Origin of the sequence: Enterobacter sp. RHBSTW-00175 (assembly GCF_013927005.1) — a bacterium.
In the GTDB taxonomy this organism is placed as follows: Bacteria; Pseudomonadota; Gammaproteobacteria; order Enterobacterales; family Enterobacteriaceae; genus Enterobacter.
The window spans coordinates 3,169,406-3,188,656 of the sequence record NZ_CP055930.1; the positions used below are offsets into that span (position 1 = coordinate 3,169,406).

Sequence of the window (19,251 nt, forward strand, 5' to 3'; positions counted from 1 at the left end):
TGTTCAAACGGCTATGCTTCCAGTGTATAAATAATAATCAACATACCAATAACAGCAGGCTTACACAACAGTATACGCAAAGAAGCGGGATCTTTTTTGTAATGATGCAATGTAAAAATATATCTAATTTGGTAGGGGTGAGGGTTCATAATGAAAATGTATTAGTGCCTAACCTGCTTATCATACTTTTTTTGCCCCTTAATTAAGACTGTCTGCATATAAGCCTACTGTTATAAAAAATATCTACGTTTGAAAATAACACTTTCAGGTGATTGACAATTTATGGCGATAAAGATGACTGCGTACCTTTAATTTATAGATAAAACAGCCCCATTCATTGCAAATGGAGCTGCTTTAATTTTTAGTATTCTGATTTAACACCTTTATCCCGGCATCACGCCGTCATAAACGCATCCAGATCATCCACATTTTTAATGATTTTATCGTCTTCAACGCCATGTGCCTGTGCAAGCGTGATGCTTGCTTCCAGCAACTGACGGTTATTTTCGACATTAAAGGCAGCCGCCGTCAGTTCACCCAGGGCGGCAAATTCGGACAAGATACGGTTGAGCACCTGTAGTTCCAGAGCATTTAACCGGCGGGCAAACTCATCCATGCGAGCCTGCAACGCCTGACGCGTTTTACCGTCCAGGCTTTTGGCCACGGTGACCATAAACTTCCCGGAAATCGAACCAATAAGCGCTCCCAGTACCGGCACAGGGATCAACGCCTGTCCCGCGACGGTCATGGCGCCGACGATGGCCGACTCCGCGCAGACGATAAGCCCAAGGTCGGTGAACTCATTAAGATCGATCTCCCCGCGCTGATAAGAGAGAGCAAGGCTTGCCACACCTTTGGTCGCGGTGACCAGCGCGCTGGCAAAGGGCGCTCCCATCGACGCGTAGTTGGTCAGGGTATAGATAGCCCCAGCGGATACGCCACCGACAGCTGCACCTTTCAGCGAATCCAGCCCAACGTCCTGCCAGTCCTGGGCATCAAAGTCGCCATGGAAGATATTTTTGCCGTCGCGGTATTTGCGGTATATCCCGGTACCTAGCGCAAAGGCACCACCCACTGCGGCACCCAGCGCCGTTGCGCGCACCCCTTCGGCTAGCGAAGGCTGATGGTCATCGATGATCTCAGCGCGTTTCGCATCGTTCTGTCTGGCAAGCTCCTGATCGTGCTTGTCGAGCGTCTCGTCGATTTTCCCCAGCTGCACATCCTTGTAATCAGAAACCCCCGGTCGCACCACGTCGGCAAAAGGCCGTTGTGTTTGCCTTTCAATTTCAGCGACTTTTTCTTTAATTGCCTCAATCGTGGTCGATTTAAGGCCTTCAACGGGTTTGCCGTCGAGAACGTCCTGAATCTCCTGCCAGGTATCTTTCGGAATATGGTAGAACGCCCCATCCTTGCCGAAATTGGGGTAGGCTTCCATGTGCTTCAGGACATGCATCAGGTTATTGTTGGTGCCGTTAATGAATTTGGACTGAACGTCCAGGCCATCAATCAGATAATCTTCCGGTGCAGTGCGGCCCACTCCCTCAAACGTCGCACGAAAGGTGGAGGCATCCTGTAGTCTCTCTTCAATGGCCTGCTCAGAATTGCGGACGGCCACCTCAACCTGCTCGGCGATTTCGCCATGTTTGGTGCTCATGCTGCCGAGAATATTGCCTGGCGAGGCAACAAAATCACGCACCTTCTGCATCTGTTCGCGAGCCAGATCAAACGCAATATCCTGTTTAGAAAGCGTTAAAAACGCATCCTCAATACGCGCCTGGTTGAGGGCATTTACCGCACTACCGATGAGCTGATCGCCCACCGGAGTATGACTTTTCATCCCGTCCATCACTGGATTTTCTTGTTGATCAGTTTTGACAAGGCATTGATATGGTTAACCAATGCACTCAGCTGCTCTTTCTGATGGGTATTGAACTGGCTGTAATCGCGCGGTGCGGTCTTTTCCAGTACATCCACGATACCCTCAGTGCCCTGATAATGTTCAGAGGTCAGTGTTTTCAGCTCCTCGGCGCTGCGTTCCACGATGCGCAGTTTTGAGGTTTGCGAACGCACTTCGCGCTCTTCGGTCTGAGCCTGGTCGATGATTTTGCCGTTTTTACGACGTGCCAGTAAGGTACCGCCCGCGATACCCACCGCACCGATCCCCCAACCAACCGGGCCTGCGAGCGCCAGCAGCGCACTTCCCGCAGACATCCCGCCACCGCCTGCTGCCAGCGCACCGCCACCCAGCCAGGCCAGGGCGGCATTGGTTGCCGCAGCGCCGCTCAGGGTGGCGATGGCCGTTCCGGTAGAGGCCGTGCCGAAGGTGGTAGCAATCGCAAGTGCCGCAGTAGGGGCAAACGCCGCGACGCCTGCACCCACGGCAACACCCGCCGCGGCGGTACCTTTACCCACGTGAGAGGCGCGATACTCTTCTTCCAGCTTTTCGACCACATCGTCGAACTCGGCAATTTCCGCTTTCAGCTCGCTCCAGGATTTATCGAACTCTTTTGGCGTATTCGCCAGACGGTTAACGAAGTGCTCGCCACGCGCAATCAGGTCTTTGCTGCACTTCTGGCGCAGTAAAAACAGGTCGGTGATAGCTGTCTGGGTATCCGTTGCCTGTGATTCATAACGCGTTCTGGCTCGGGAAAGGCTTTCTAATGCTTCTTTTTTTTCTGTTCCGCGTAACATGATTTATTCCTGCTCTGTGTGGTCTAATTGTGTCCCGTTACCCTGTGATCCCATTTCCGCCATCTGCTGAGTCAGCTTCTGGATAAAATGGTGTTGCAGGCTAACCGGAGAAATAATGGTGAGATTCGGGAACCAGTATCGAAGTAACGGAAATAGCTGGTTTTCATGCGCCATCTCGGTCTGCACAATCACATCGCCGTTCGGCTCTTGTCGTAGGATTTTTTGCGCGGGCAGCACGCTACGGCGCTGGAAGTAATAACTGACTTCTGCCGCAATTTTGATGTGCACCGTCTGCTTATCCAGGGAAAACCACACGTCATCTTCTTCGGCGAAATATTTCGCGATGTGCGGCTCTGGGGTGAAATGCTCAGATCGCAGATTCAGCCAGCGGATTTTACTGAGCTGATATCCCTTCACATTGCCGTTCTCGACCGCACCGAGATACCACACGCCTTTGATATTAATCAGCTGATAAGGGGCAACGGTGCGCAGCGTATTTTTATAGTGGAATTCGCAAATGCTGTTCTGGCGAATAGCTTTATCAAACAGACTGAAGTTATTTTCCAGTGCACGTTTAGCGTCGGGATCGCCGGGCAGAGTACGGATGCTGAGTGAGGTTAAATCAGGCTTGAGAATGAGCTTATTGGCAGGAATTAGCTCCTCCATGCCCAGCAGGCTGATAAGGTTCTGCAACTCTTTGAGGGTCTGGGGCCTGGCATACGCGGGGGACAGTCTGTAAATACCGTTACCATCATGAATGATTCGGTCGCCCAGGCGATTAAGGTCACGATACAGCGTACGCTCGCTGATATTGAATTCATCCAGCAATTTCTGGCGTGAGACATAACCGTACTGATATAGCGTCGAAATAATGACGGTTATCCGTTGAACCATGACCTCGTGTCCGCTCATGCGTGCTCCCCTGACAATTTTTCCTTAAGGTTACAGTCGCTTCCTGACAGGTCATGTCAGAAAGAACCTGGCGGAGTTAATTGCCGCCTGGAGATCAGGTATCGGCAACGCGGAGGCATTTCTTAAGGAAAATTATCGAGAGTGGTCAATATGTTGCTTTTAATGCCCCTGATAATGGCAAGCTCAATATTTCGCTGAGAAAGCGAGAGAAAAAAGCGGTTTTTACGTGGGCTTCGTATTCAGCCAACGCGCATACTCACCCGGCCACGCAACCGTTTCTGTTCCCTGTCGGCCCATACCAAAGCCATGTCCACCTGTTGGGTAGCGATGCAGCTCTGCCGGGACATGGTTGGCCACACAGGCGTCATACATGATCAGTGAGTTGTGCGGATCGGAAAGCGGGTCGTCTTTCGCCTGCACAATAAAACAGGGCGGCGTATCGGGTGAGACAAAGTTCTGTACCGACCACGCAGCTTCTTCTGCGGCGCTGGCGTGTGGCCCAACCAGAATTTTGTGGGTTGAAGTATGGGTGTACGGTTTTTCGAGCGTAATAACCGGGTAAATTAGCGCGGCACGATCGGGCCTGGCCGTTTGCTCATCAATCTCGTCCCGGGCGGTATAAGTGCGAAAGTCTGGCCGCGTAGCCGCCATACCCATCAGATGCCCGCCTGCGGAGAACCCGAGCACGCTGACCTGTTTCTCCCGCTGGCGGATAATGCGCAGCGCCCGCTGGGCATCCTGTAAGGCCACCCGATCCCCGTCGTGCCAACCCTCAGCGGGCAGGCGATAGGTGAGGATATACGCCGTATAGCCACGAGCGACCAGCCAGTGCGCGGCGGGCAGAGCTTCTTTACCGGTCTGGATTTGTTTATAGCCGCCGCCTGCGGCAATCAGCACGCCATGCCCGTTGGGCGCGGGTGGCGCCAGTATGCTAAGGCTCGGTACCGCAATGTGTCGTATTGCGCCAGAAGGCGATGCAATCCGCTGCCCTGTAGGCCCGCCGCCGCCCGGCGGTGTGCCGTTCCAGAGTGGGATTTCCGTAAATTGTTGTGGTGCGATAGCGGCAAAAGCCCGGTGGGGGAGGGCAACGGCGGCCGCTAATCCCATCAAAAAGTGGCGACGGTTCATGCAGGGTTCTCCTGAAGACGCTCAGCCCGTCTCCAGCATCCCAAAACTGACAATGCGGGCACGGCCAAGCTCTTTCGCGCGGTACAGCGCCACGTCTGCTGCACGCAGCAGGCTGTCGCTTTGGGCATGTTGCGGATAACTGGCGATGCCGATAGAGACATCCACCGGGCCAATTTCAGAAAGCCCGTAACGCAGCGACAGCTCATGCACGGAATTGAAAATATCCGTTGCGCAGGTCTGGGCCACTTCTTCATTCGCCCCGGACAAGATCGCCAGAAACTCTTCCCCGCCGTAGCGGAAGGCCATCCCACCGTCATGCACGGCGCGTTGAACAATTGAAGCCACGCTTTTTATCACCTGATCTCCCGCCTCATGGCCAAAGCGGTCATTAATGCTCTTGAAGTGGTCAATATCGATCATCAGACAACTTACCGGCTCGTGGTTGCGCATGGCCTGCGCCACCTGCGTGCGCAGCGTGTCTTCCAGATGATGACGGTTGCGTAAGCCCGTGAGGGGGTCGAACAACGCTTTTTCAAGCAGCGCATCGCGCAGTCGCTGGTTTGCCAGCGCCAGCCCAAGCGCTTCAGCCATCAGCTCAAGATACGCCCGGGAAGGGGCGGTTTCCGGGGTGATGTTCTGGAAAGAGAGTAAGCCAATGGCCTCTCCCTGGGCGATAAGCGGCACGCACAGCGTGTTATTCAGGCTGGACTCCGGCAAATGATAGCAGGAGATATCCGGCTCGCCGTTTACCGGCGGGTGACTCTGACCGCGACGCACGGCCCAGCATTCGTCCGGGTGGAACGGTGTATTTTTGCCCTCAGGTGACAGCCATTCGGCCACGCAGCGCATCTGCCATGGATCGCGATCGAGGATGTATAACCGCCCGGCGATGCCCGGCGCAATATTGGGCGCGAACAACTCCGCGACGTTAATCACATCGGCGAAATTTTCACAGCCTTGTAGCCGCTGCGTCATGCGCGCCAGCAGTTCACGGATGGCCCAGTCAGCATCACGCTCTTTTTCCAGCCGTTGTCGGGCCAGGCCGTTTTCACGGAATATGCGAATGGCCTGCGCCATATCGCCAATCTCATCAATCTGGTTAAAGTTGGGCGTTTCGACGGCGTAATCCTGAGACGCTAGGCGATGCACTACATCGCTCAGACGCACAACCGGGCGCAGCACGCGGCGCTTTAAGATGAACCCGAGCACAAACAAAAACAGCAGGGCGGTGGTGCCTACCATGATTTCAGACAGCGTGCGCAGGGTTTTGGATGTTTTGGTGGCATCCTCGACGGCGGTGCGGGCACGCTTGTCCAGCAGCAAGCGGAAATGGTCAATCTGGTTCTGAACGCGATCCAGCTCCTGCTCATATTGCCCGCCGTACAACAGCGCAACGGCCTGGGGGGCTTCATCGCGCGCCACGCTGGCTATCGCTGATTGCTGCTCGTCCTGTAGCTCATCAATTATCTTTAACCCTTCATGCAATAACGCCAGCTCCTCCCCTGTCGCCCCATTGTCTTTCAGCCGGGACAGCCGGGTCTCGATTGACTGTAACGACCCCTCTTTCTGGCGATATTCACTGAGTATTTGCGGCTCTTTTTTGACGACATACAGCCGGGCTAAGTCGGATAACGCCCAGGCATCGGTTTCAACATCCTCAGTGAGTTGATCAAAAACCTGTCGCTGCAGGACGGCCTGACGCTCGACAGTGTCTGCGTTTGAAGCCATCAGCATGACGATGCCAGAGGCGATGGTCAGGCATACCGTTGCACCGTATGCCCAGTTAGTGATCGTGGCAATTCTCACCGGTTAGATCCTTTTACGACTTAAGTGGGATAGCATCTTTAAAAATTATAGAAAACGGCTGATTTCTCGCGAAAAAAAAGACGGCGCAAAGCCGTCTGGTGTGATTGTTATCGTCAATACACTATAAATCTGGAGGGTTTTTCCCTTCTTCAATAAAGTCAGGATCCAGCTCCTCGGCGTTACCTTCATGATCGCGGCCGGAGAAGAGATTCCAGCAGGCAAGAAACAGGGCGGCAATCAGTGGGCCAATGACAAAACCGTTGATGCCGTAAAGCTCCATGCCGCCAAGTGTTGAGATAAGGATCAGATAGTCCGGCATTTTGGTGTCTTTGCCGACCAGCAACGGGCGCAGAATGTTATCCACCAGCCCGACGATAATCACGAAGAAACCGACAATAAACAGCCCCTGCCACAGCTGGTGGGTGGCAAACAGGAAGATAGCGGCGGGCACCCAGACAATGGCCGACCCCACGGCAGGCACAAGGGAAAGGAATGCCATCAGCGCCCCCCACAGCACGCTGCCATCGATACCCGCAATAGCAAATGCAATTCCGCCAAGCGTACCCTGAACCACCGCCACAACCGCTGTGCCTTTCACCGTGGCGCGCGATACGCCGACGAATTTGGCGAACAGATGTTGTTTGGCAAAATCCGTCAGTGGCAGGGAATCCAGGATCTGCCGTACCAGGTACGGCCCGTCTTTGAGCAGGAAAAACAGCAGATACAACATAATGCCGAAGCTGATAGCAAAGCCGAATGTGCCTTTGCCGATCAGAAATGCGCTCCCCGCCAGATACTGCCCGCCCTGCAAAGCCACATCAGAGAGCTTTTTCTGAATTTGCGCTGCGTTATCCAGATTATGATCGGCGAGGAAGCCGCTGGCCCAGCCCGGCAGGTGGGCAAACAGGCTGGCAACCACTTCCGGGAACTGCGTGTTGTTTTGCTGAAGCTTGGTGTACACCACGTTCAGCTCAATGGCGAGCGACGAGAGGATCACCATCAGTGGAATAAAGACGATCAGGCAAATCAGGCCAATGGTCAGCAGCGACGCCAGCCCGTTACGATCGCCCAGCGCGGCGCGCAGCTTGTTTTTTACCGGGTTAAAGATGATGGTCAGGATCGCGGCCCAGAGGATCGCAGAAAAGTAAGGCGACAACACATCGAAGAAGGCCCAGGTGACAAGGGCGAGAATGAAAAGAAAGAAACCTTTGGTCAGTCCGTTAAATCGCATCAGTTGATCCTGTAACTAAGAAACAGTGTCGACTATAGAACCGTTTACGGGATTTACCAATGCCGTCTGTCTGGATTGTCCATCAATATGGATAGTCATGACATCCCGGCGTTCTTCTCAGCCCTGATTTTCAGCGGCATGATTTGCGCACTAAAGAGTGAAGACGTGGAGAATATGATGAAAGCAATTGTCACCCGGGTATTCGGCCTGCCCCCTGAGATGGGAATCGAAGAACGTGAAAAACCGGCGGTAAAACCCGGCCATAGCGTCGTGAAAATGCGCGCCGCCACCATCAACCAACTTTCAAATTTCATTCGCCAGGAGGGCATCGGCGGCACAAAAGCGCCCCTGATATTGGGTAACGAGGGGGCCGGGACAATTGAAGAGAGTGCCCTTTTCGCGCCCGGCACCAAAGTGGGGATCTACGGCGGCAATACGCTGGGGATTGTGCAGGATGGGTTGTTCAGCGAGTGGGTGTTAGTGGAGGACCGGCGGCTGTTTGCCGTACCGGATGTTCTGGATTTTGATGAGGCAGCCACCCTGAGCGTCAACTACCTGACCGCGTTCCGGGCGATGACAAAATCGGTGCAGGTTGAAAAAGGTCAGTATGTGCTGATTTCCGGGGCTACGGGGTCGGTGGGTCATGCGCTGGTACAGATTGCGCTGGCGCGTGGCGCCGTTCCCATTGTTCTGGTTTCTACCCAGGCAAAAGCTGAATCAGCCCATAAGGCGGGAGCAGAGAAAGTTATCATCGTTGGGGAAAACCAGGATCTGGCGGCAGAAGTGCGCCAGATGACGAACGGGAAAGGGGCCGATTATGCCTTTGATCCGGTTGGCGGTGCGTTAACCGGTAAGCTTCTTCAGAGTGTGCGTGCAGGCGGTAGCGTGGTATCGCTTGGTTTTACCGCCGGTAAGTCGCTGGCCGTCGATGCTTTCGACATTATTGCCGGAGAAAAAACGCTGGTGGGCTATGCCCTGCACGCAGAAAAAGATGATGACATTTACGCTGCATTGCAGGACATGATGGTCCTGGTGAAAGAGGGTAAACTGAAACCCGTTATCGACACCCGCGTGGCGATGGCTGATTTTGAATGCGGTTATCAGCGTTTAACCTCCCGCCAGGCCATCGGGTCGATTGTGGTTCAACTCTGACATAAAAGCGGCGATGACTCGCCGCTTTTTTACGCCTTCCGAAGCAGCGGTAACGTTGCCAGCAGGTTTTTCAGGTTGATGGCATCCCAGGGTAAATGTTCCGCAATCCCTAAACCGACCACGTCAGCAGCACTGTCTGCCTGCGCAATTACCGCAGCCGCTTCGGCAAGCGTGAGTTTGCCTTTGGCTACGCCATCCCATTTCTCCGGCGCGTCGTCCGGGCGTGCAAACATCACTGCGCGGAACTGATGAAAATCAAGGACATCAAGATCAAAGTGGATAGCCAGGTGTGTGATCTTCTCTTTGGCGATCCAGTCGGCAATGTCCTGGCTGCCTGCGCGGATGGCTTCGGGCGAGACGGTCCGGATCCCTCTGGTGCGAATAAAATCGGCTTCACAGGCATTCGGTGAATGAAGACCGGCAATCATCACCCGGCAGGCCGGAACCGGACGCGGGACGCGGCGAGTGAGGTCGCTGTCGCCGTTACCCATCAACGCGCCGAGAACATGCGCATGGGCATTCGCGTATTGCGCGGGGGTCATCACATCCGGGTGGGTATCTATCCACAAAATACCCAACCCATCACCATAGCGCTCGCTGAGCCAGGCGAAAGGCTCAAGGTCGATCAGGCAATCGCCCCCGAGAACGGTAATGCGCTCTGGCTGGTGTTTTCGAATGATGGCAGAGGCATTGTCCAGATCCTGCATCAGTTTGCTGCGCCCAAGAATGCCTTCTTCAATACCCGGCTGTTCATCCAGCGGTGTCACGGGAACATGTTCAACAGGGGAGGCGGTTTCGGGTGCCAGCCATGCCAGCATCTGTGAGCCAAAATGGTATTCACGAAGGTTGCCACCCAGCCAGAGCGGGAAGATCAGTCGTAGGTCGTTGCTCATGGTATCTCCTTATTTTTTCCGTGCGCGAGAAGCGTGGAATAACGGATCAGAATAAAGCAACGTCATGTCGTAACAAGACGCAAAACCTGACATCATTGTTCACAGTTATGGATAATTGGATGATGAAAATGAATCAGCTTCTGGCAATGCGCGCGTTTGTTAGGGTGGTAGACACGGATTCGTTCAGCCGGGCAGCCGATCAGCTCGGGATGCCCCGTTCGACGGTGAGCAAACTGGTCACCGATCTTGAGCGCCACCTGGGGACCACGTTGCTGCACCGGACAACCCGCTCGCTTGCCGTCACCCCGGAAGGAAAAGAGTACTATCAATATGCCGTGCGGCTGATTGCAGATCTGGATCTGGCCGACACCCTCGTTCGCCGTAATAAGGCCAGTCCCGGGGGAATGCTCCGCATTGATGTTCCTGCCGTGTTTGCGGAGTCTTTACTGATCCCCGCGCTTCCAGATTTCCATCGTCAGTTTCCTGATGTTGCCATCTCGCTAGGGGTGAACGACCGGACTATCAATCTGGTGAGCGAAGCTGTTGACTGCGTTATTCGCATCGGTGAGCTGCTCGATATGTCGATGGTTGGGCGCAAGCTATTTGATATGGAATATGTCACCTGTGCGACGCCGGTTTATCTTGCCGCCAACGGCATTCCGCATACGCCCCAGGATTTAAGCGTGGGGCATGAGCTGGTGGGGTACTTTTCAGCCGGAAGCGGTCGCGCTGAAGGGTTGACGTTTATCAAAGGTGAACATCGCTATTTTTACGATCGCTGCGCGTTTTCTGCCAATGGGGGCAGTGGGATCATTGCCATGATGCGCGCCGGGCTTGGGATCGGGCAGCCGCTGAAATGCTATGTCGAAGATGATTTAAAAGAGGGGCGTTTGGTGGCGGTCCTTCAGGAGTGGCAACGCCCGGCGTTACCGGTGCATGTGCTCTATCCGCCAAATCGTCATCAGAATGCGCGGTTACAGGTGTTTATTGACTGGCTGATTGCACGGTTTCGTAAACCGGCTTAAGGGCCAGCAATACCTGAGCGTGACAAACAAATTATGAATACCACTCATAACCACATCCCGTTTACCCCTGATTATTCAACACTTCATTGCGATTATTATTATCACTCAACGCAATAATACCCGGAATGCTATGACCTCCCCCAAAACCACAGGTTTACCCTTTGTGCTGATCCTGAGCGCCTTAATGGCGTTCACCTCGCTTTCCACCGACATCTATCTGCCCGCCATGCCGGTGATGACGGCCGATCTTCATGGCAATGCCGAACTGACCATCACCGGGTTCTTGATCGGTTTTGCCATCGCTCAGTTAATCTGGGGCCCAATCAGCGACCACCTGGGTCGCCGCATTCCGCTGTTTATCGGCATGGCGCTGTTCGTGATTGGCTCTGCGGGTTGCGCGCTGGCGACCGACATAACCCATATCGTTTTCTGGCGTGTGTTTCAGGCGTTAGGTGCCTGCACCGGGCCGATGCTGGCGCGAGCAATGATCCGCGACCTGTTCAGCCGTACCCGCGCGGCGCAAATGCTGTCGACGCTGGTGATTATCATGGCCATCGCCCCGATTGCCGGGCCGCTGATTGGTGGGCAGATGATCAAATTCACTACCTGGCACAGCATCTTCTGGTTGTTAGCGGTGATTGGCGTGCTGATGTTTGCTTCGCTATGGTGGCTGCCAGAAACCCTGGCGGAAGAGAAACGCGTTAAGGCATCGGTGAAAGGCGCGTTCAAAAACTATGTCGCGCTGCTGCGTAACCGTAAATTTATGCAGTTCACCCTCAGCCTGACCAGCTACTACGTGGCGGCCTACGCCTTTATTACCGGTTCGCCGTTTGTCTATATCCGCTTCTTTGGCGTTGCTCCGCAATATTACGGCTGGCTGTTTGCCGTTAACATCGTGGGCGTGATGGGCATGAGTTTTGTGAACCGCAGGCTGGTGAATCACTATTCGCTTGAGATACTGCTGAAATATGCCTCAAGCGTCGCGGCGCTTGCCGCCTTGGCGATGGCTGCCTGCGTCTGGTTCCATGTGGGTGGCATTGCGCTGATTGTGGTGCTGATTTTTATCTTCTTCTCGATGAACGGCATCATCGCTGCCAGCTCCACAGCCGCCGCACTGGATGCCGTGCCAGGCAATGCGGGGTCGGCGTCGGCGCTGATTGGCTCCCTGCAATACGGCAGCGGCATTGTTTCGTCTTTGCTGCTGGCGACACTGAGCGATGGCACGCCGTGGACAATGGCGTGGATCATCGCGTTGTTTGCCGCTATCGCCATGCTGTTGGCGCAGAAAAAATAGTCAGATATCCTCAAACAGCGAGCTGACAAGCGCAATATGCGCCTTCACACCCACTGCCAGTGCGGCCTCATCAATACGGAAGTGCGGGTTGTGTACGTTCCACACCGCGCCTTTCTCCTGATTACCGCAGCCGATAAACAGGAACGAGCCGGGGATTTTCTCCTGATAAGAGGAGAAGTCCTCGCTGCCAAACAGGGCGCGGTCGGCAAGTTGCAGGGTATCGCCGCCAAAGTGTTCGGCAATCGCCGCTCTGGCGATGGCATTGGTGTCGGCATGATTGTTGCCGACGGCATAACCTTGCTGCCAGCGGATCTCAGCGCGTGCGCCGTGGGCACTTACCACGCCGTCAATAATGCGCTGCATCAGCTGCGGTACCTGCTCGCGCACCTGCTGGTTATGGGTACGCACGGTTCCCGCCAGACGGGCGCTGTCCGGGATAACGTTATAGCTATCACCCGCCTGGAAGGTGGCAATGGTCAGCACCGGGGCGTTGATGGGGTCGAGATTACGCGCCACCACGTTTTGCAGGGCGCTGACCACTTCAGCACCGATAACCACCGGATCAATACAAAACTGCGGCATCGAGCCGTGGCCGCCCTGGCCATAAATGGTGATATCGAAGTTGTCGCTGGAGGCGACATACACCCCTTCTTTCAGCGTGATTTTGCCGGTAGGGCTGGTCGGGAAGACGTGCAGGCCAAAGATCTTCTCCACATCGTCGACGATGCCTTTTTCTACCAGCTCACGCGCGCCGCCCGGCGGCACTTCTTCGGCTGGCTGGAAGATAAACTTGATGCTGCCGTGCAGCTGGCTGCGCAGATGGCAAAGAACTTTCGCCGCGCCCATCAGCATCGCAGTGTGCGCATCGTGGCCGCAGGCGTGCATCACGCCAGGTCTGGTTGAGCTGAACGTCTCGCCGCTCTCTTCCAGCAGCGGCAGGGCGTCGATATCCGCACGCAGCGCCCACATTGGGCCAGGTTTGTCACCGTGCAGTACGGCAATGACGCTGTTCTCTACCGGGCGGCTCAGCTCCAGCTCCGGCAGGGCTGCCAGCTCACGGGCGATATAATCAGCCGTCGGTTTCTCCTGGAAAGAGAGGTCCGGGTTGGCATGAATATGTCTGCGCCAGCGGATCACATCTTCATTGACGTCGCGGATAAGGTTTTCAATCGTACTTTTCATCACAGTCTCCTTCAGTCAGTCACGGGTTGCGAAGTGGCGGTTTTTTTGATTAACGGCGTGATAGCCACGCCAGCGCACACCATCGCCAGTGACAGGAAAATAAATGCGCTTTCATAGCTGTGGCTTTGCCCGACCAGATAGCCAATCACCACCGGGGAAACGAAACCGCCCAGCGTGCCGCCGGTATTGATAAGGCCAATCGCCGAGCCCATGGTGCTTTCTGGCAGGCGCTTCATCGGCAGGGTAAAGGCGGTCACAAAGGTCGCCATCAGGAAGATCTCCCCCACAAACAACAGGGCGCTGGCGGATAGCGCGGTCGAGGTATGGAAAATCCCGAGAATGGCGGCGGCGCTGATCAGCGCGCAGACCAAAATCACCTGCGGCTCGCGGTTGTGGAAATACTTGCCCACCAGCCAGCCGGTACAGAGCGAAGAGAGCCAAATCCCCGCGCCGCCTGCGGCCACAATGTAGCCTGACACCTCCAGTGGCATCCCCATGCTCTGCACGAAGAATTTTGGCAGCCAGGCCATCAGGCCATAGCTTGGAATATTGACGCAAAACACCGAGACAAATAGCAGCAGTACCGTGGGGTTACGCCACAACGCGGCGCTGCGTTCCTGCGATTGCGGCCGTGGCTCGGGCTTGTGATACGGCACGCGCAGGGCGATCAGCAAGGCGATGGCGCAGGCAACGATCCCTAACGAAACAAAGGAGATATGCCAGCCTAAGTGTTCCAGCGCTGAGACAGCCACAATCGGCCCGACGGTCATCGCCAGCCCCGCGGAAGAGAGCAGCACCGACTGGGCAAAAGTGCGTTTTTCCAGCGAGAAGTTACTGACTACTGCCTTGGCGCATGAGCAGGGGTAGCCGGAGTGCCCCACGCCCGAGAGAAAGCGGAACACCAGCAGCAGACCAAAACTCATCCCCAGCGCGCCAAAGCACAGGGCGAAGATCCCCAGTGCGCACAGGGACATGATCAGCATGGGTTTGTAGCCGATTCTGTCATTCAGCCAGCCTGCGGGCACCTGAAACAGCGAATAGGCAAGAAAGAAGATCCCGGTAATGTAGCCAAGCTGGGCGGTGCTCAGCCCGAACTCTTTTTCGATGGGCAGCAGGGCAAACCCCATCACGGTTTTATCGATGTACACCACGACATAGCCGATAAAGAGTAAAAAAATCATCTGTGACTGGCTTTTCATTATGTTTTCCGCCTGGCGTCAGAGTGCGATGAGAGAGGTTGTGTGCCCTCTGAATCTAGGGGTTTACCGAAAAGGCGGGAAGATATAATTTTTCTATAGGTGATGCTTTTTTGTTATAGGGTGAGTGATGAGATATTTGCCAAAAATTGGCCATCTTCAGGCCTTTCGTCAGGTCGCGCGTAGCGGCAGTATTCGTTCGGCGTCGCGTGAACTGGGCGTTTCGCAGCCCGGTTTGAGCCGTACCTTGCGTGAGCTTGAGCAAACTTTAGGCACACAACTTTTATTACGCAGTAAAGAGGGCATTGCCCTGACAGAAGCGGGGATCGCCTTTTCGCAACGGGCGGAGTGGGTGCTTGAAGAGCTAAAACGCGCCGCCGAAGAGGTGGAGCAGATTAACCACTACACCCATGGTCGGTTAACGGTGGGGTTTTCATCATTGATTGCCCTGACCGTGTTTCCCGATGTGGCCGATGCCTTTAAACAGACCCTGCCGCAGGTGCTGCTGACGGCCAAAGAGGGGCAGCTCTCTTCGCTGCTGCCGGGCGTGCGTAACGGCGAAATTGATATCGCCATTGGGTCCGTTGATCCCATGGCGCCGCCGGAAGGGGTGATGATCGAGCCGCTGTTCACCTCGCCGTTTTGTATTATTGCCCGCAAGGGGCACCCGCTGGCGAACGCCGACAATCTTCTGGCGCTACGGCAGGCCAAATGGCTGCTGCCCGAGTCTTCAATGGGTTATTACCAGCAACTGCAAAATGAACTGAGCCATTTTTACCGCCAGGTAGAGGTCACTCCGCTACGTACGGATTCCGTGATCACCGGGCTGAATATGGTGCTCAACGCTGATTACCTGACCGTGGTCGCCAGGGCGATGTGCCAGCCGTTGCAGCTTGACGACAGGCTAGTGGCACTGCCGATAACCCAGCTGCCCTCGGCCCAGTATTGTGCGGTGTGGTCGCAAAAATCGGCGATGACCACCAATGCCCGCCAGTTTTTGGTTCGCCTGCGCGAGGCCTGCAGACGGTTTAGCTGGTAGCCAGCAGATCCCACTTTCGACTGACCGAGGATTTCACTCTCCCGCGCCATGCTCTAAGTATCTGCTTGCGGAGGTGCTTATGGCCTGGCGACCCATTCTCTATGTGATCCTGACAACTCATCCCCGTCTTAGCGCGCGGCGTGCCCGGCTGCGCCTTGTACACGGCTAGCTTTTTATCGACAATCGCGGTATAACACACCTTCTTTGGATGTTTAGATGTCCATACGTATAGAAGGTAATATGCAAACACAACAAGAAAATGGGCAGCTTAAGCGCACCATGAAAACACGCCACCTGATTATGCTCTCGCTGGGTGGCGTGATTGGCACAGGGTTATTTTTCAATACCGGATACATTATTTCGACAACCGGGGCCGCGGGCACGCTGCTGGCGTACCTGATTGGCGCGCTGGTGGTCTGGCTGGTGATGCAGTGTCTGGGTGAACTCTCCGTCGCGATGCCTGAAACCGGCGCGTTTCACGTTTACGCTGCCCGCTATCTCGGCCCGGCCACCGGCTACACCGTGGCGTGGCTTTACTGGCTTACCTGGACGGTGGCGCTCGGTTCGAGCTTTACCGCCGCCGGATTCTGTATGCAGTACTGGTTCCCGCAGGTGCCCGTCTGGGCGTGGTGCGTGGTGTTCTGCGCGGTAATTTTTGGTCTGAACGTTATCTCCACGCGCTTCTTCGCCGAGGGGGAATTCTGGTTCTCGCTGATCAAAGTGATCACCATCATCGCCTTTATTATTCTTGGCGGCGCGGCGATCTTTGGTTTTATCCCGATGCAGGACGGTTCACCTGCGCCGGGCTTAACGAATATCACGGCTGAAGGCTGGTTCCCGCATGGCGGTCTGCCGATCCTGATGACCATGGTGGCGGTGAACTTTGCGTTCTCTGGCACCGAGCTTATCGGCATTGCGGCCGGAGAGACGGAAAACCCACACAAGGTGATCCCGGTGGCGATCCGCACCACCATCGCCCGCCTGATTATCTTCTTCATCGGCACCGTGTTTGTGCTGGCGGCGCTTATCCCGATGCAGCAGGCGGGGGTGGAAAAGAGCCCGTTTGTGCTGGTGTTTGAAAAGGTCGGCATTCCTTATGCCGCAGACATTTTTAACTTTGTGATTTTGACGGCGATCCTCTCTGCGGCCAACTCCGGGCTGTATGCCTCGGGCCGGATGCTGTGGTCGCTCTCGAACGAGAAAACGCTGCCGCGCTGCTTTGCCCGCGTTAATAAAAACGGCGTACCGCTGACGGCGCTCTCCGTATCCATGCTTGGCGGCGTGCTGGCGCTGTTCTCAAGCGTGGTGGCGCCAGACACCGTGTTTGTGGCGCTGTCGGCAATTTCCGGCTTTGCGGTAGTGGCAGTGTGGATAAGCATTTGTGCATCGCACTTTGTTTTCCGCCGTCGCCATGTGCAGTCCGGCCAGCCGCTGTCTGCGTTGCAGTATCGCGCGCCGTGGTATCCGCTGGTGCCGGTGCTCGGGTTTGTGTTGTGCGTGGTGGCTTGCGTAGGCCTGGCGTTTGACCCAAGCCAGAGAATTGCTCTTTACTGCGGGATACCTTTTGTGGCGCTGTGTTATGGTGCGTACTACCTGACCCGACATCTGACAACGCAGGAGCCTGAACATGTCGCAGAATAATCCGCTGAGCGCCATCCTTGAAACACAACCCTTTGTCGTTCTCGACGGGGCGATGGCAACGGAGCTGGAAGCGCGCGGTTGTAACCTTGCCGATAGCCTGTGGTCGGCCAAAGTGCTGGTAGAAAACCCGGAACTTATCCGTGAAGTGCACCTCGACTATTTCCGCGCCGGGGCGCAGGTGGCGATTACCGCCAGTTACCAGGCAACACCCGCAGGTTTTGCGGCACGTGGCCTGGATGACGCGCAATCCCGCACGCTGATCGGTAAAAGCGTGGAGCTGGCGCGTAAGGCGCGCGAAGCATACCTGGCTGAAAACCCGCACGCGGGTACGCTGCTGGTGGCAGGCTCCGTAGGGCCATACGGAGCGTATCTGGCCGATGGCTCCGAATACCGTGGTGACTATGTGCGTAGCGCAGAAGAGTTTACCGCGTTCCACCGTCCACGCGTTGAAGCGCTGCTGGATGCCGGGGCCGATCTGCTGGCCTGTGAAACGCTACCCTCTTTTGCCGAAAGCAAAGCCCTTGCCGCGCTGCTGAGCGAGTATCCGCGCGCCCGCGCGTGGTTCTCGTTTACCCTGCGTGACAGCGAGCATTTAAGCGATGGCACACCGCTGCGTGAAGTGATTGCAGAGCTGGCGCACTACCCGCAGATTGTGGCGCTGGGCATTAACTGCATCGCGCTGGAGAACACCACGGCGGCGCTGCGCTATCTGCAAAGCCTGACCTCGCTGCCGCTGGTGGTTTATCCCAATTCTGGTGAGCACTATGATGCGGTGACGAAAACCTGGCACCACCATGGTGAAGCTTGCGAAACACTGGCAGGCTATTTACCGCAGTGGCTGGCGGCAGGCGCAAAATTAATTGGTGGATGCTGTCGCACTACGCCGAAAGATATTGCTGAGCTGACGGCTCAGCGCTGAGGCCTTCGCCGGGTGGCGGCTGTGCTTACCCGGCAAAAAAGCACCGCACAAAATTCACTTTTCTTTCCCGCTTTTTATCTAAAAACGAATCGCTATTAACGATTCTTTTTTATTCCTTTATCAAAATTCGCCTGCCGGAAATACTGCCCCCATAACGACAAGGGGAGCAGACAGTATGGCAATTTCATCGCGTATTACTTTACTCGGCGCACTGGCGCTGTGGGCATTTCAGGCGCAGGCGGTGGATGTCACCGTCGCGTATCAAACCTCTGCGGAACCAGCAAAAGTTGCGCAGGCGGATAACACCTTCGCTAAAGAGAGCGGCGCGAAAGTGGACTGGCGCAAATTCGACAGCGGGGCGGCCATTGTGCGTGCGCTGGCCTCTGGCGATGTGCAGATTGGCAACCTCGGCTCAAGCCCGCTGGCGGTAGCGGCCAGCCAGCAGGTGCCCATTGAAGTCTTCCTGCTGGCGTCTCAGCTGGGTAACTCTGAAGCACTGGTGGTGAAGAAAAACATCACTAAGCCAGAAGATCTGATTGGCAAGCGCATTGCCGTACCGTTTATTTCCACCACTCACTACAGCCTGCTCGCCGCCCTGAAACACTGGGGGATTAAGCCGGGCCAGGTGCAAATCATTAACCTGCAACCCCCGGCGATTATTGCGGCCTGGCAGCGTGGCGATATTGATGGCGCATACGTCTGGGCACCTGCAGTGAACGAGCTGGAAAAAGAGGGCACCGTACTGACCGACTCCGAAAAAGTGGGCCAGTGGGGCGCACCGACACTCGACGTGTGGGTCGTGCGTAAAGACTTCGCGGAAAAACATCCTGATGTGGTGAAAGCTTTCGCGAAAAGCGCCATCGACGCGCAGCAACCCTATATCAGCAACCCCGATGAATGGCTCAAACAACCCGCTAACCTGGAAAAACTCTCGCGTCTGAGCGGCGTACCGGAAGCAGACGTACCGGGGCTGGTGAAAGGGAATACCTACCTCACGCCCGCGCAACAGGTCCAGCAACTGACCGGGCCAGTGAACAAAGCGATTGTGGATACCGCAACATTCCTCAAAGAGCAGGGCAAAGTGCCTGCGGTTGCGGCGGACTATAGCCAGTACGTGACCGATCGCTTCGTGAAATAAGGGG

General features: G+C 55.5%; 16 protein-coding genes. 7 read left to right on the forward strand and 9 right to left on the reverse strand.

The window, feature by feature from the left end; genetic code table 11:
• Positions 1–394 precede the first annotated feature (394 nt).
• From HV107_RS15015 to HV107_RS15040, 6 genes are all read right to left on the reverse strand, one after another.
• Positions 395–1,837, reverse strand: a complete 1,443-nt coding sequence (locus HV107_RS15015; protein WP_259349629.1) for a hypothetical protein — start codon at positions 1,835–1,837, stop codon at positions 395–397.
• Positions 1,838–1,845: 8 nt separating this feature from the next.
• Positions 1,846–2,691 (reverse strand): hypothetical protein, encoded by an 846-nt coding sequence (locus tag HV107_RS15020; protein ID WP_182059757.1) that lies wholly within the window; start codon positions 2,689–2,691, stop codon positions 1,846–1,848.
• A gap of 3 nt (positions 2,692–2,694) precedes the next feature.
• Positions 2,695–3,603 (reverse strand): YafY family protein, encoded by a 909-nt coding sequence (locus HV107_RS15025; RefSeq protein WP_182059758.1) that lies wholly within the window; start codon positions 3,601–3,603, stop codon positions 2,695–2,697.
• 222 nt (positions 3,604–3,825) lie between these two features.
• Positions 3,826–4,731 (reverse strand): alpha/beta hydrolase, encoded by a 906-nt coding sequence (locus HV107_RS15030; RefSeq protein ID WP_182059759.1) that lies wholly within the window; start codon positions 4,729–4,731, stop codon positions 3,826–3,828.
• 21 nt (positions 4,732–4,752) lie between these two features.
• A complete protein-coding gene (locus HV107_RS15035; RefSeq protein WP_182059760.1) occupies positions 4,753–6,537 on the reverse strand; it encodes a diguanylate cyclase in 1,785 nt (594 codons plus the stop codon).
• Between the two features lie 121 nt (positions 6,538–6,658).
• A complete protein-coding gene (locus HV107_RS15040) occupies positions 6,659–7,768 on the reverse strand; it encodes an AI-2E family transporter (RefSeq protein WP_182059761.1) in 1,110 nt (369 codons plus the stop codon).
• Between the two features lie 87 nt (positions 7,769–7,855).
• Between HV107_RS15040 and HV107_RS15045 the strand changes: the two genes are divergently transcribed.
• Positions 7,856–8,920 carry a zinc-binding alcohol dehydrogenase family protein gene (locus HV107_RS15045; RefSeq protein WP_220458411.1) on the forward strand — a complete coding sequence of 355 codons (1,065 nt, stop codon included), beginning with the start codon at positions 7,856–7,858 and terminating at the stop codon, positions 8,918–8,920.
• A 29-nt stretch (positions 8,921–8,949) separates the two neighbouring features.
• Here HV107_RS15045 and HV107_RS15050 read toward each other — a convergent pair whose 3' ends face one another.
• Positions 8,950–9,813, reverse strand: coding sequence for an arginase family protein (locus tag HV107_RS15050; protein WP_182059762.1), 864 nt, complete (start codon positions 9,811–9,813; stop codon positions 8,950–8,952).
• Between the two features lie 119 nt (positions 9,814–9,932).
• Here HV107_RS15050 and HV107_RS15055 point away from each other — a divergent pair, with 119 nt between their 5' ends.
• Positions 9,933–10,838 carry a LysR family transcriptional regulator gene (locus HV107_RS15055; protein ID WP_259349630.1) on the forward strand — a complete coding sequence of 302 codons (906 nt, stop codon included), beginning with the start codon at positions 9,933–9,935 and terminating at the stop codon, positions 10,836–10,838.
• Between the two features lie 130 nt (positions 10,839–10,968).
• Positions 10,969–12,132 carry a multidrug effflux MFS transporter gene (locus HV107_RS15060; protein ID WP_182059763.1) on the forward strand — a complete coding sequence of 388 codons (1,164 nt, stop codon included), beginning with the start codon at positions 10,969–10,971 and terminating at the stop codon, positions 12,130–12,132.
• Here the strand turns inward: HV107_RS15060 and HV107_RS15065 are convergent, their stop codons facing one another.
• Together HV107_RS15065 and HV107_RS15070 are read right to left on the reverse strand one after the other, a co-directional pair.
• Entirely contained in the window at positions 12,133–13,314 is a 1,182-nt protein-coding gene (locus HV107_RS15065) for an amidohydrolase (protein ID WP_182059764.1), read from the reverse strand.
• An 11-nt stretch (positions 13,315–13,325) separates the two neighbouring features.
• Positions 13,326–14,513, reverse strand: coding sequence for an MFS transporter (locus tag HV107_RS15070; protein WP_182059765.1), 1,188 nt, complete (start codon positions 14,511–14,513; stop codon positions 13,326–13,328).
• A 127-nt stretch (positions 14,514–14,640) separates the two neighbouring features.
• Here HV107_RS15070 and HV107_RS15075 point away from each other — a divergent pair, with 127 nt between their 5' ends.
• The 4 genes from HV107_RS15075 to tauA all read left to right on the forward strand — a co-directional run bounded on the left by HV107_RS15075 (position 14,641) and on the right by tauA (position 19,247).
• Positions 14,641–15,549: a LysR substrate-binding domain-containing protein gene (locus HV107_RS15075; RefSeq protein WP_182059766.1), complete on the forward strand. Its 909-nt coding sequence runs from the start codon at positions 14,641–14,643 to the stop codon at positions 15,547–15,549.
• A gap of 240 nt (positions 15,550–15,789) precedes the next feature.
• Positions 15,790–17,190: an S-methylmethionine permease gene (gene mmuP / locus HV107_RS15080; protein WP_182059767.1), complete on the forward strand. Its 1,401-nt coding sequence runs from the start codon at positions 15,790–15,792 to the stop codon at positions 17,188–17,190.
• Positions 17,177–18,109 carry a homocysteine S-methyltransferase gene (gene mmuM / locus HV107_RS15085; protein ID WP_182059768.1) on the forward strand — a complete coding sequence of 311 codons (933 nt, stop codon included), beginning with the start codon at positions 17,177–17,179 and terminating at the stop codon, positions 18,107–18,109. The genes mmuP and mmuM overlap by 14 nt, the downstream gene beginning before the upstream one ends.
• Positions 18,110–18,284: 175 nt before the next feature.
• Positions 18,285–19,247: a taurine ABC transporter substrate-binding protein gene (gene tauA / locus HV107_RS15090; protein ID WP_182059769.1), complete on the forward strand. Its 963-nt coding sequence runs from the start codon at positions 18,285–18,287 to the stop codon at positions 19,245–19,247.
• Positions 19,248–19,251: the final 4 nt, after the last annotated feature.